Source organism: Rufibacter roseolus (genome assembly GCF_017916365.1).
GTDB classification, from domain to species: Bacteria; Bacteroidota; Bacteroidia; order Cytophagales; family Hymenobacteraceae; genus Nibribacter; species Nibribacter roseolus.
Window position 1 is genome coordinate 679,996 of sequence record NZ_JAFMSU010000003.1, and the last position, 12,266, is coordinate 692,261.

Genomic DNA, 12,266 nt, shown 5'->3' on the forward strand with positions numbered 1-12,266 from the left:
TAAACCAGCGGGGCTACTCTGCGTCCTGCTCAGCGCTGGCTGTGTTTTGCTCAGGGTTGGAATGGAACCTTCTCTCTTCCTCTAACCGGAGCACGGCTTTCTGCACCTCGTAGCAGGCCAGCATGTACAACCGGAACGGCTCGCCCCTTTTCAAGACCTCCAGCAAAGCCACAATCTCCGGGATATACACCTTCGCGAAACTGAAGTCATGTTGGATGATGTCTCTGGTGTTGTCAATGATATCAGCAAGCTTGATGGTTTGGGCGCGGGAGGATATTTGGGCCAGGCGTTCCACTTCCATCTGCTTGCGGCGTTTGCGGTTGTGGCCGGGCGCGTTTTGCTTAGTGAACTGGTCCGTAAGGTCGATGACCATCTGCAACACCTCGGCGGGTTTCACGATGGTACCCTGGCAGACCTCCTCCAGAAACGCCTGCATTTCCGCCTCCGTCACGGGCGTGTCTTCCAGCACATCGTGCAGGAGCGCGGCCATGACCATGCCGGTGGTGCCGCTATAGGCCATCACGGTTTGCGCCACCCGCTCCAGATGCTTCACATAGGGTTCATTTTGGTACTTGCGCCGCTGCTCGCCATGGGCTTTCACGGCAAAAGCCCAAGTCGCCCTCTCTAACTCATTGAAACTAGCCGGACACTCTAACTCTTCCATAGATTCTAAACCGCGACGGCAGACGCGCAATCCTTGCGCCTCCGGAGGTGAAACTTTTAAGGTCTGTTTTACGGAAATCAGGCAGAAAACAGCGGAAGGTTGCGGCAAGTTCTGGCTAGTGAGGCAAAACAACGACACAAAAAGACGCAAAGTATTGCGTCTCTACCTGAACGCGTTTGGGGCCTGTTTTCTGGAAAACAGGCCCCAAACAATTTTCAAATCCTCACATCTTCACATCCCCAAATCTCCACATCTCCAAATTACCTTAGCTCACTCAACTCTTCGCGGAAGCCGCCACTGAGGATGGGGAAGCGGAGCCAGCTGCGCGGGTCCACGTTGTAGTCATCCAGGTGGAAGGCTGGGGCGTAGCGCTCGCGTTTCCATTGGTTACGGCTCCAGAGTGAGTAGAACCGCTGGATGAACTGGCGCAGCTGCTCGTCTGGGTAAGTGCCTTTAAGTTTCTCAAACACCTGTTGCGGCGAGAGTCGGTCAAAGAAAGCCAGCCGTTCAATCTGGTTCAGGAGCGGGTACGGCATGAGGTCCTCTTCATCGGTTTGGGTGTTTTCCAGAGGCCGCAGTTCCGCCGAGGGTTGCAGGTTATTCACGTACTGTAAGCCTTCGTAGCCCAGGTTCTCCTGCGCCCACACCAGCCACTGCCGGATGAACGCTTTGTCCACCCCCGCAATGGGTGAGATACTACCCGCCGTGTCGCCGTCCATGGTGGCGTACCCTACCGAGGCCTCGGACCGGTTAGAAGTGGCCAGCAGCAGGGAGTTTTTGAGGTTGGCCAGCATCCAGATGCCGGGAGCGCGTACGCGGGCCTGAATGTTCTGCAGCGTGAGGTCGTCGTGCTCCCAAGTAAGGCTGCGCCCGATGGCGTGCTCAATCTTGCCTCGGTAGCTTTTCACCTCTTCGTCAATAGTCCAGTTATAGAAAACCGCCCCGATGGATTTGGCCAGTTCCTCAGCGGAACGGTAGGTGTCGTCTGAGGAGTTAATGGTGCCCTGGTAGGCAGTGACCAGCAGTTTATTCACCAGTATGCCTTTGACCTCGTCCACGGGAAGGTCTTTGTAATCAGAAATCTCATTGGGGGTGAGGCAATTGGTTTTATGGGCAAACTCTTCTAGCCCTATTTCCTCCACGGCCCGGCGCACCATCTCGGCTACCGCTACGGCACACAGAGAAGAATCGGCACCACCGCTTAACGACAACACAAATCCGCGGCTACGGCTCTTGCGCAGGTAATCGAACAAAGCCAGCGTAATCGCGGAGATAAACTCCACGTTTTCATCCACTGGCAGGAGGTCCATTTCCACCGGCGGCAGCGGGGTATCAAAGGAAACCTCGGCACACTCAAAGTCCACGCTCTTGAAGGAAAGCAGCTGGTTGCGGAGCACCAGGTTTCCGTTCTGCGCAATGATGATTTCTCCGTCGTAAATCATTTTACCGGCCTCGTTGCCCAGCAGGTTCACGTACAGGTAGGTGCACTCAAACTGCCGTGATGCATCCACCACCAAGTGGTAACGCACATCAGTTTTGCTCATGGCAAAGTGGCTGGCGCTGGGGTTGATGATGAGTTGCACACCTTTGGGTTTGTGCCGGTACGCGGGTCGGTTCTCGTTGCGCCAGGCGTCCTCGCAAATCTCAAAGGCGAACTTGATGCCCTGATGCTCATAGATGATATCACCTATGGGATAGGTCTTGCCAAAGGCTTCAAACTCTGCTACTGTATCCGGAATCCAGGAACTGAACCAGCGCGGCTCATAGTGCACGCCGTCGTTGGCCAGGAACTGCTTGGCCGTGAAACCCAGAATTTCTTTGTCCCTGATGACGCAGGCGCAGTTATAAGTGGTGTTGTTCAGCCGGATAGGCAAACCCACACAGACAATCACACCCTCGCACCAATCCTTTATCTCCAGCAACCGCTCAAAGCACTCCACACTCACCCATTCGCTCAGGAAAAGATCCTCGCAGCCGTACCCGGGAATACTCATCTCAGGTAGGCAAAGGATGTCTACGTTCTGTTCTTTGGCCTGCTCAATGGCAGATTTGATGTTACGGAGGTTGTTATCCCAATCCAGGGGGGTTTGGTTGAGGGCGGCGCCGGCAAGTTTCATAGGATGCTAGTATTTATACTTTTCTAACGCAAGAACAGCCTTGCAAGTTAAAAACCGGCCGCAACAGCGCTAAAGCCTGTTGTGCCTGAGTTATACAAAACTAAGAACCATGCCCCAAGAACCAAGAAACCGTGCAGAAACTAAGGCAAACGCCTCAGCTATAAAGCTGCATTCTCAAGCTGTTTTTCTGTTAATAAGCCAGAAATAAAAGGGCTAATTAGGTTCGCTTTAAGAGGATTCAGGAAAGGAAATACAGGTTATTTGCACCATAAAGATTACTCTTATTTAAGCCATAAATCAATGCAACTCCAAACGGCTAAGCAGTTCAAAATGAATACCTTTCCGGAAGTCCATAATGTATAAAACAGGAAATAAAACCTGCTGTTTTAAGGCTGGTTTGAGAAAATAAGCCGGAATTAGAAGTAAATTCAGGAAAGGATAATGCCCGTGGATTTGAGCACTTCCATACTTTTCTCGGCGGCGGCTTGCTCCGCCTTCTTTTTGGAGAGACCACTGCCCGAGGCAATAATGTCATTGTCTACCACCACGGCGGCGGTAAACTCAGTGGTACTGCCAGACTGTTTCTGCCCCACAATCTCAAACCTGATGCTACGGTTCTGGCCCTGTGCCCACTCAATGAGTTTGCTCTTGAAATTGCTGGTAGTGGTGGTGAGCTGGTGCAGGTCAAAGTGCGGCTTCACCAGCTTCTTCAGGATGAACCTTTTGGTGTCTTCATAGCCTTTGTCCAGGTACACGGCGCCTACCAGGGCCTCCAGCGCGTTACCGTTGATGAACTTATGGCGGGTTACCCCAGAAACGTTGTCTACTTTGATGAGCGAGTGCAAACCTACCTTCACGGCCAGGTTGTTCAATGACTCGCGGTTCACCATGCGGGACCGGATCTCGGTTAAGAATCCTTCGTCTTTGTAAGGGTATTTCTTGAAAAGGTACTCGGCCACCACAGCCCCCAGAATGGCATCGCCCAAAAACTCCAGTCTTTCGTTTGTCTCCTGGTTTCCTTTTAGGTTCTGGCGCACGAAAGACGTGTGCGTGAACGCTAACTGGTACAAGTGCAGGTTATCTGGGGCCATACCCGTAATGTGGGTAATGGCGTTCACAAAAGCCTTGTCCTTGTAAAAGAATTTATGGATTGCGCGAAAGACCGGTCTAATCGGGCTCAATGCTATTCGGTGAATTTCTTGAAAATCACAGAGGTGTTATGTCCGCCAAATCCGAAGGTATTGCTGAGGGCAATGTTTACTTCGCGCTCTTGAGCTTTGTTGAAAGTAAAGTTCAGCTTAGGGTTGAATTGCTCATCATCCGTGATGTGGTTGATGGTAGGCGGAACAATACCGTTTTGGATAGCCAGAATAGAAGCAACCGCCTCAATAGCACCGGCAGCACCCAATAAGTGACCGGTCATGGATTTGGTGGAGCTGATATTCAGGTTATAGGCGTGGTCACCGAATACGTGCTCAATGGCTTTGGCCTCTCCTACGTCGCCGAGCGGCGTAGAGGTACCGTGCACGTTGATGTAGTCTACCTGCTCAGGAGAGATTCCGGCATCGCGGAGGGCGTTCTGCATTACGTTGCGGGCGCCTAAACCGTCTGGGTGTGGAGCCGTGATGTGGTAGGCATCGGCAGACATTCCGCCGCCAATGATTTCGGCGTAGATTTTAGCGCCTCTGGCTTTGGCGTGCTCGTATTCTTCCAGCACAATAGCCGCAGCACCTTCGCCCAATACAAAGCCATCGCGGTCTTTGTCAAACGGACGGGAAGCAGTCTCTGGGGAATCATTACGCTCAGAAAGGGCTTTCAAAGCGTTGAAACCACCAACACCGGCTTCGGTAACGGCTGCTTCAGAACCACCGCTCAACACAATATCAGCCATTCCCAACCGGATATAGTTGAAAGAGTCAATAAGGGCGTTGGTAGCAGAAGCACAAGCCGATACAGTCACAAAGTTAGGACCTCTGAAGCCGTATTTGATGGAGATATGACCGGCGCTGATGTCGGCGATCATTTTTGGGATAAAGAAAGGATTGAATCGTGGTGTTCCGTCACCGTTAGCAAAGTTCACACACTCTTCCTGGAAGGTACGCAAACCACCAATGCCGGAGCCCCAGATCACCCCAATACGGTCTTTGTCCAAAGACTCGTCTTGCAGGTTAGCATCCTGTACCGCCTGATCGGCGACAATTACCGCAAATTGGGTAAAGAGGTCCATCTTACGGGCCTCTTTACGCTCAAAATATTGCTCAGGATCGTACCCTTTTACTTCGCAGGCAAATTGGGTTTTAAATTTTGACGCATCAAAGCGGGTGATGGGCGCTGCCCCACTCACCCCATTCACGAGGCCGTTCCAGTATTCAGAGACGGTATTCCCCAGAGGGGTAAGCGCACCAAGGCCAGTTACGACAACTCTCTTAAGCTCCATACGCTGCTAGTAGAGGGAAAGAACCTATATTAATTAGGTAAATTTGGATCGATAAAAGGAAAAAAGAGGAAGGAGATTACTTTGCGTGCTCTTCCAGGTAGCTGATCGCTTGGCCTACCGTTGCAATGTTCTCAGCTTGATCATCTGGAATAGACACATTGAATTCTTTTTCAAATTCCATGATCAATTCTACAGTATCAAGAGAGTCGGCACCCAGGTCGTTTGTAAAGCTAGCCTCAGGCGTTACCTCAGATTCTTCAACGCCTAATTTGTCAATAATGATAGCTCTTACTTTTTCTGCGATTTCTGACATTTTTTTAGAAGTTTTTTAAAACACAGTGCAAAGAAATAGATTTGGAAACACAATGCCAAACAAATTACGAGAGATTGTTTTATTGTGATACTTTTCTGAGAAGTTCACTTGAGTTTCCATTTGACTTCTTTAAATTGCCAACCCAACCTAAAGTACAACCAGCGCACCGCAACTCACATGAAATCTTTCCGTCTAGACGTTGAATACGATTTTGATTTCGACTTATATGGAGTTGTCTCATCCAGCAAGGAGCACACCCTTGCCTGGGCGCTGAACAAGTACTTTAAAATTCGGCTGGTGAAACAGACCGACCTATGCATTGACTTCCTCAACAAGGGTCGGTTAATCATCTCCAACTACCTGCACCGCGCAGAGCACGGCACACTGCGTTTGTTCCGCAACCGGTCTGTAGGAACCAGCACTTTGGCGGCGCCTTTCCTGGTGCCGGATATCAAAGAATATGATTATGTAATACAGGTGTCTGGCGGACTCAGCCAGCTTCAGCAAGAGATCCTGCAGACCCTTAATGCCGTACCGCTGGTGCAGTACGTGCGTTCCTTTGACCCACATTGTTTACGTTATAAAGAAAACCTGCTTTTTTAGCGCATGGCTATTCCCTTCAACAACACCAAGATTATTGCAACCGTTGGCCCCGCCAGCAACACCCCTGAGCGCCTTCGCGCCCTGATTCAGGAAGGGGTAGATGTTTTCCGTCTTAATTTCTCTCACGGCGCTCACCACGAACACCTGAAGGTGATTGAACACGTACGCGCCATCAACGCTGCCGAAGGCTTCAATATATGCTTACTGCAAGATTTGCAGGGCCCCAAAATCAGGATCAATGATGTGCAGGACGGCGCCATAGAGATTGTGGAAGGCCAGCAACTGACTTTTGTCTATGACAAATCCATGGGTAACTCCCAGAAGTTGTCGCACAGCTACGCCCGCCTGGCCCAGGACGTGCGTCCCGGTGATGCCATCCTGATTGACGACGGTAAACTGGAGGTGCGCGTTCTGAGCACTGATGGCGTGAACGAGGTGATCACCGAAGTGGTGTACGGCGGCGTGGTGAAACCCCGCAAAGGCATGAACCTGCCAGACACCGTGGTAACCGCTCCTTCCCTAACCGAGAAAGACCTTCAGGACCTGCACTTCGGGCTAGACAATGATGTGGAGTGGGTAGCGCTTTCCTTTGTAAGAAAGGTAGAAGACATCCATGAGATCAAAAGTATCATCGCGGAGCGTGGCAAAGACGCCAAGGTGGTAGCCAAGATTGAAAAGCCAGAGGCCATCCGCAACATTGACTCTATCATTGAGGCTACCGATGCCATCATGGTAGCCCGCGGAGACTTAGGGGTGGAAGTAGGTATGGAAGGCGTGCCTATGCTGCAGAAAATGATTGTGGAGAAATGCAACAAGCTGGGCAAACCTGTGATTGTAGCTACCCAGATGATGGAAAGCATGATCACCAACCCACGCCCTACCCGTGCAGAAACCAACGACGTAGCCAATGCGGTAATGGACGGCGCCGATACCTTGATGCTGAGCGCAGAGACTGCCGCCGGTGCGTATCCATTGGAAACCATCCGGAGCATGAACCGCACCATCAAGTCTGTAGAATCCCAGGCTGCTGTGTATCACCGCAACTTTGTATTCAACAAACAATCACCTACGTTCTACAATGACACCGTAGTGGCAAGTGCCGTAACCCTGGCCCGTGACACAGACGCCCGTGCGCTTATCTGCCTTACCAAGTCTGGGTACACCGCCATTCAATTGGCCAAGCACCGCCCCAAAGCCAACATTTTCGTCTTCACTGACAACCGCGTGCTCCTGAACACCTTAAACCTGGTTTGGGGCATCAGAGGTTATTACTATGACCGATTCGTGTCTACTGACGAAACCATTGCTGACCTCAAGGAAATCCTGGTGAAAGAAGGCCATTTAGAGACCGGCGACATCTTCATCAATATCGGTTCTATGCCGGTAATGGAGAAGAAGCGCGCCAACATGATCAAGTTGAGCGTGGTTCACTAAGAGCTCCAGAAGCTGGAGGTAATAGCCAGACCCATATAAAAGAAGAAGGCCAGTCTCATCACAGAGACTGGCCTTCTTCTTTTATATGGGTCTGGCTTAGACAAATCAGGAACAGCAGCGTCAATTCAAATCCAATATTCCACTTCTATCGGATCTAAAGAGAAGTTGTTTTAGAGCTGTTTTCAACCAAAGGGGCTTAAAACAGAAAGCTACTACAATACAAAAAGCCTTGCGGCTGGCAAGGCTTTTTGGTAATACCCAAGAAAGTAAATACTACCTAATAGACTAGGCAGCTAAGTTATTCACGAAACGAGCCAATTTAGATTTGTTGTTGGCTGCTTTGTTTTTGTGGATCACGTTCTTCTTGGCCAACTTGTCCAGCATACCAGATACCGTCTTGAACAGCTCTTGCGCCTCGGCTTTGTCGGTTGTGGTTCTTAAACGCTTTACAAAGGTACGGGTCGTTTTCGCCTGATAGCGATTCAGCAAGCGTTTCGCGTTGTTAGATCTGATTCTTTTTAATGCTGACTTATGGTTAGCCATGGTTGTGAATATAGATAAATGCTTTTGACTCTGATTCTAAATGAGTTTGCAAAACTACAAGCTTGCCAGATAAATTCCAAGAAACTTGCCCAAATTTAATCGGGTTTCTGCTTTTGCTCTTTCCTGCAAGGGAAGGAGAAGCGAAAGAGTTCCCGGCCAGGGCTCTTTTGCAATGCAAAGGTAACATTTCTCTATTCCCAATTCCAGCTTTAAAGCAAAAGTTTTCCCCAGAGCCACATGTCCGCTTCAGTATCTCCTTCTCTGGTTTACATTGCAATAAAGGTGATGTCTCCCCAACAGCCCTACCTCCTACCCTTTCTCTTCCATAGGTGAAGCAGTCGTTAACACATATCGGCAGGCTCTCTTGCTATTTTAGCCAAGGTTTCTGACCAGAGAAATAGTATCCTTTTGGAAACCAGAAAGCTAACCGCGGTGTTTTACGGTTGATTTCGTAATTTTACGCCAGAAACAGATTTCACCTTTTAAATCAACCATATCCATGGCAATGTATCCTGAATATATGGTCGCTCCTATCCGGGAAGACCTTACCTCCGTTGGCTTCGAGCAATTGATGACGCCCGAAGAAGTGGAGTCTGTATTGAGCCAGAAAGAAGGCACCGTGTTGGTAGCCGTTAACTCTGTGTGCGGTTGCGCCGCCGCTAAAGCCCGTCCGGCCCTGAAAATGGCTGTGGCCAGCAGCGAGCAGAAACCAGCTAAACTGGTAACCGTGTTTGCCGGTATGGAAACCGAAGCCGTAGCCAAAGTACGTGAGTACATGCTGCCATATCCTCCTTCTTCCCCGTCTATTGCTCTTTTCAAAGACGGCGAACTGGTGCACGTGATTGAGCGTCACCATATTGAAGGCAATGACCTAACCCGCATTGTAGACAACCTGCAAGGCGCCTTTGAAGAATACTGCTAATCTGCGGTAGTCTTTAAGCTAAAAACAGAAGAGCCTGACTTTATTAGTCAGGCTCTTCTGTTTTTAGGATGTTTCCAGAAAATCAGGCAGTAAATGCAAAGACCTGTGAGGTTTTCAAAACCTCACAGGTCTTATAGTCCACCTATTGTGGTGAAATTGTTGTGCGAAGAGTTAGCTTTAGCGCTCTCCGCACCAAGGGACAGCCAATCTCCTGATTGGCGTAACGGAAAGGCTTTGGCAATGACGCTCGCAGGTCCTCCGGACGCTACGAGGTCCTATGAGCCTCTCGGTTTTTGCCTGATACAGCTTACAACACCTTGAACCGCTCAAAGGCCAGCCGCTCCAGTTCCTCCTGGTGGTTGGGATGCGCGATCCTGATGAGCTCTTTGGCGCGCTGCCGGAGGTTCTTGCCGTACAGATCCGCGATGCCATACTCCGTCACGATGTAGCGCACATGGGCGCGGGTGGTAGTGACACTGGCTCCGGCTTTCAGCACGTTCACGATCTTGGACTCGCCTTTGTTCGTGATGGACGGCAGCGCGATGATGGGTTTGCCGCCTTCAGACAGTGCCGCGCCACGCATAAAGTCCATCTGCCCGCCCACGCCCGAGAACTGGTACATGCCTATGCTATCGGCGCAGACCTGGCCGGTGAGGTCTACCTCAATGGCGCTGTTGATGGCGGTCACTTTGGGGTTCTGCCGGATGATGGCTGTATCATTGGTGAACACAGTCTCTTTCATCACCACCGATGGGTTATCGTGCAGGAAATCAAAGACCTTCTTGGAGCCGTTCACAAAACAAGACACGATCTTGTGCTTCAGGACTCTCTTCCGGGCCCCGGTAATCACCCCCTGCTCCACCAGAGGGATAATACCGTCTGAGAACATCTCGGTATGGATGCCCAGGTCCTTGTGGTTGCCCAACTGCTGCAATACCGCATCGGGGATGCCGCCGATGCCCATCTGCAGCGTAGCGCCGTCTTCCACTAGTTCCGCCACCAGTTTGCCTATCTGCGTTTCCACTGTGCCGCAGGCTTTCCCGGTGTGCTCCGGCAGGGCCTCGTCTGACCACACCTTGGCGTGGAACTTACTGATGTGCACAATGCCATCTCCGTGCGACCGCGGTACCCTGGGGTTCACCTCCGCAATTAAGGTTTTAGCCGTTTCCACCGCTGACAGCGCCACGTCTACCGAGGAGCCCAGCGTACAGTAGCCATGCGCATCCGGCGGGGACACCTGCACCAAGGCTACGTCCAGGGGCAGGATGTTTCGGCGGAATAAAAGCGAAATTTCACTCAGGAAAATAGGGATGTAATCGGCGGTGCCTTCATTGAGGGCCTGCCTGATATTGCCGCCCACAAAGCAGGCATTGGTCTTGAAACTTCCCGCGTGCTCAGGGTACGTGTAAGGCGCAGGACCCTCGGTGTGCATGTGGATGAACTCTACGTCGCGGAGCTCAGGCCCGCGGGCAGAGACGGCATTCACCAGCCGCAGCGGCGTCATGGCGGCCCCGTGCACAAAAACACGGTCTCCGGATTTAATCAGTTTAACGGCTTCCTCGGCGGTGGTGTAGTCAGGTTGGAGAGACATGAGATGTTTACAGGTTGATGCTTCAGGTTCTACGTAAATCTGCCGCAAAGATCAACTCTGTCTTTCATCACAAAAATGACAAAGGCCAGCACTTTGGCTGGCCTTTGTCATTTCAAACCCGTTTTCTGTAAAACAGGCTTGAAATGGAATCATTGGTTTTATGGGTGCCCCACCGGCATTACACCCGTGGAACATGTATTTCAAGAGCTCTGCGGCCCTTCAACTCCCTCAGGCTTTTCACCTATTTTAAGCCCGGTTTCTAGAAAACAGCCCTGAAACCCGGGAACAATCGACGGAGCCGGATTTTTGTTTTTACAGTTGCTGGGCTAAAAACCGTTTCAAGTCAAACCCGATGTCGCGGCGGTAGTTGCGGCCTTCCCAGGTGATCTGCTCAGCGGCGATGTTGGCTTTCTCCAGCGCTTCTTCCATGTCCTGGCCCAAGGCCGTCACGGCAATCACGCGGCCACCATCGGTGACAATCTGTCCGGAGTGGGTCTGTTTGGTACCGGCATGGAAACAGAGGGTGTTTTCTGGTAAGGCTGTCTGCAAACCGCTGATCTCTTTTCCTTTTTCATAGTCTCCGGGATAACCGCCGGATACCAGGAAAATGGTGGTAGCCGAGCGTGAGTCCACCTCCAGTTGGAACTGACCAAGTTCGTGGTCATGCAGCGCCCGGAAAAGCTCAAACAGATCTGAGTTGATGCGGGGCAGAATGGCCTCTGTCTCTGGGTCGCCCAGGCGCACGTTGTACTCAATCACGTACGGGTCGCCGTTGGTGTTCATCAACCCGATGAACAGGAAACCGGTGTACGGGATGCCTTCCTGCTGTAAGCCCTGCAAGGTGGGCTCAATAATGCGCTGGCGCACTTTGTTCATAAAGGCATCATCGGCGAACGGCACAGGGGAAACGGCGCCCATACCGCCAGTATTGAGGCCGGTATCGCCTTCCCCAATGCGCTTATAGTCCTTAGCCTCAGGCAGGAGCACGTACTCTTTACCATCGGTGAGAATGAACGCCGAAAGCTCAATACCCTGCAGGAATTCCTCTACTACCACTTTGCTGCCGGCCGCCCCAAACTGGTTCCCCTGGAGCATGCCGGTCAGGGCCGCACGGGCTTCTTCAAAATTCTGTGCGATGACCACACCCTTGCCGGCGGCAAGCCCATCAGCTTTGAGTACTACGGGGTACGGGTGGTTCTGCAGGTAGGTAATACCCTGGTCAAAGGTCTGGGCGGTGAACGTCTCGTAGCGAGCGGTTGGAATGCCGTACTTGAGTAGGAACTTCTTGGAAAAATCTTTGCTGCCTTCCAGCTGGGCACCGGCTTTGCGCGGCCCCACCACCAGGATGTGTTGCAGGTAATCCCGCTCCGCGAAATAATCTGCGATACCCTCTACCAGTGCCGCCTCCTGGCCTACCACCAGCATCATGATGTTGAAATCAGTGGCGAACTTGGCCAGTTCCTCAAAATCAGTGATAGAGATGTCAACGTTGGTGGCAATCTGGGCTGTACCCGCATTACCGGGAGCTACAAAGATTCTTTCAGAATAAGGGCTTTGGCTAATCTTCCAGGCCAGGGCGTGCTCACGGCCGCCCGCTCCTATTATCAGTACGTTCATACAAGCAGGGTTTAAGCCTGGGCAA

General features: G+C 51.4%; 11 protein-coding genes. 3 read left to right on the plus strand and 8 right to left on the minus strand.

What is annotated here, in order from left to right; translation table 11 throughout:
• Window positions 1–13 precede the first annotated feature (13 nt).
• From J3P35_RS18670 to J3P35_RS18690, 5 genes are all read right to left on the minus strand, one after another.
• Window positions 14–664, minus strand: coding sequence for an HD domain-containing protein (locus tag J3P35_RS18670; RefSeq protein ID WP_210466274.1), 651 nt, complete (start codon window positions 662–664; stop codon window positions 14–16).
• Window positions 665–924: 260 nt separating this feature from the next.
• Window positions 925–2,781, minus strand: coding sequence for an NAD(+) synthase (nadE, locus tag J3P35_RS18675; RefSeq protein ID WP_210466275.1), 1,857 nt, complete (start codon window positions 2,779–2,781; stop codon window positions 925–927).
• Between the two features lie 428 nt (window positions 2,782–3,209).
• Window positions 3,210–3,899, minus strand: a complete 690-nt coding sequence (gene rnc, locus J3P35_RS18680) for a ribonuclease III (RefSeq protein WP_317195405.1) — start codon at window positions 3,897–3,899, stop codon at window positions 3,210–3,212.
• Window positions 3,900–3,964: 65 nt separating this feature from the next.
• Window positions 3,965–5,218, minus strand: a complete 1,254-nt coding sequence (gene fabF / locus J3P35_RS18685; protein ID WP_210466276.1) for a beta-ketoacyl-ACP synthase II — start codon at window positions 5,216–5,218, stop codon at window positions 3,965–3,967.
• A gap of 76 nt (window positions 5,219–5,294) precedes the next feature.
• Entirely contained in the window at window positions 5,295–5,531 is a 237-nt protein-coding gene (locus J3P35_RS18690; RefSeq protein WP_048919546.1) for an acyl carrier protein, read from the minus strand.
• A gap of 177 nt (window positions 5,532–5,708) precedes the next feature.
• On the opposite strand from J3P35_RS18690, the gene J3P35_RS18695 reads away from it, so the two are divergent.
• Window positions 5,709–6,134 (plus strand): IPExxxVDY family protein, encoded by a 426-nt coding sequence (locus tag J3P35_RS18695; RefSeq protein ID WP_210466277.1) that lies wholly within the window; start codon window positions 5,709–5,711, stop codon window positions 6,132–6,134.
• A gap of 3 nt (window positions 6,135–6,137) precedes the next feature.
• Window positions 6,138–7,568 (plus strand): pyruvate kinase, encoded by a 1,431-nt coding sequence (pyk, locus tag J3P35_RS18700; RefSeq protein WP_210466278.1) that lies wholly within the window; start codon window positions 6,138–6,140, stop codon window positions 7,566–7,568.
• A 285-nt stretch (window positions 7,569–7,853) separates the two neighbouring features.
• On the opposite strand, the gene rpsT is transcribed toward pyk, so the two are convergent.
• On the minus strand, window positions 7,854–8,111 hold the full coding sequence (gene rpsT, locus J3P35_RS18705) for a 30S ribosomal protein S20 (RefSeq protein ID WP_210466279.1): 258 nt from the start codon (window positions 8,109–8,111) through the stop codon (window positions 7,854–7,856).
• A gap of 505 nt (window positions 8,112–8,616) precedes the next feature.
• Here rpsT and J3P35_RS18710 point away from each other — a divergent pair.
• Complete coding sequence (locus J3P35_RS18710) at window positions 8,617–9,033, plus strand: BrxA/BrxB family bacilliredoxin (RefSeq protein WP_246850429.1); 417 nt, start codon at window positions 8,617–8,619, stop codon at window positions 9,031–9,033.
• Window positions 9,034–9,340: 307 nt separating this feature from the next.
• On the opposite strand, the gene J3P35_RS18715 is transcribed toward J3P35_RS18710, so the two are convergent.
• Both J3P35_RS18715 and purD read right to left on the minus strand, forming a co-directional pair.
• Entirely contained in the window at window positions 9,341–10,624 is a 1,284-nt protein-coding gene (locus J3P35_RS18715) for an acetyl-CoA hydrolase/transferase family protein (protein ID WP_210466280.1), read from the minus strand.
• Window positions 10,625–10,936: 312 nt separating this feature from the next.
• Window positions 10,937–12,241 carry a phosphoribosylamine--glycine ligase gene (gene purD / locus J3P35_RS18720; protein WP_210466281.1) on the minus strand — a complete coding sequence of 435 codons (1,305 nt, stop codon included), beginning with the start codon at window positions 12,239–12,241 and terminating at the stop codon, window positions 10,937–10,939.
• Window positions 12,242–12,266: the final 25 nt, after the last annotated feature.

What these genes read in the sequence shown, in the direction of transcription:
- J3P35_RS18670 (WP_210466274.1), bottom strand. Translation starts at nt 664, where the DNA reads ATGGAAGAGTTAGAGTGTCCGGCTAGTTTCAATGAGTTAGAGAGGGCG.
- nadE (WP_210466275.1), bottom strand. Translation starts at nt 2,781, where the DNA reads ATGAAACTTGCCGGCGCCGCCCTCAACCAAACCCCCCTGGATTGGGAT.
- fabF (WP_210466276.1), bottom strand. Translation starts at nt 5,218, where the DNA reads ATGGAGCTTAAGAGAGTTGTCGTAACTGGCCTTGGTGCGCTTACCCCT.
- J3P35_RS18690 (WP_048919546.1), bottom strand. Translation starts at nt 5,531, where the DNA reads ATGTCAGAAATCGCAGAAAAAGTAAGAGCTATCATTATTGACAAATTA.
- J3P35_RS18695 (WP_210466277.1), top strand. Translation starts at nt 5,709, where the DNA reads ATGAAATCTTTCCGTCTAGACGTTGAATACGATTTTGATTTCGACTTA.
- pyk (WP_210466278.1), top strand. Translation starts at nt 6,138, where the DNA reads ATGGCTATTCCCTTCAACAACACCAAGATTATTGCAACCGTTGGCCCC.
- rpsT (WP_210466279.1), bottom strand. Translation starts at nt 8,111, where the DNA reads ATGGCTAACCATAAGTCAGCATTAAAAAGAATCAGATCTAACAACGCG.
- J3P35_RS18710 (WP_246850429.1), top strand. Translation starts at nt 8,617, where the DNA reads ATGTATCCTGAATATATGGTCGCTCCTATCCGGGAAGACCTTACCTCC.
- J3P35_RS18715 (WP_210466280.1), bottom strand. Translation starts at nt 10,624, where the DNA reads ATGTCTCTCCAACCTGACTACACCACCGCCGAGGAAGCCGTTAAACTG.
- purD (WP_210466281.1), bottom strand. Translation starts at nt 12,241, where the DNA reads ATGAACGTACTGATAATAGGAGCGGGCGGCCGTGAGCACGCCCTGGCC.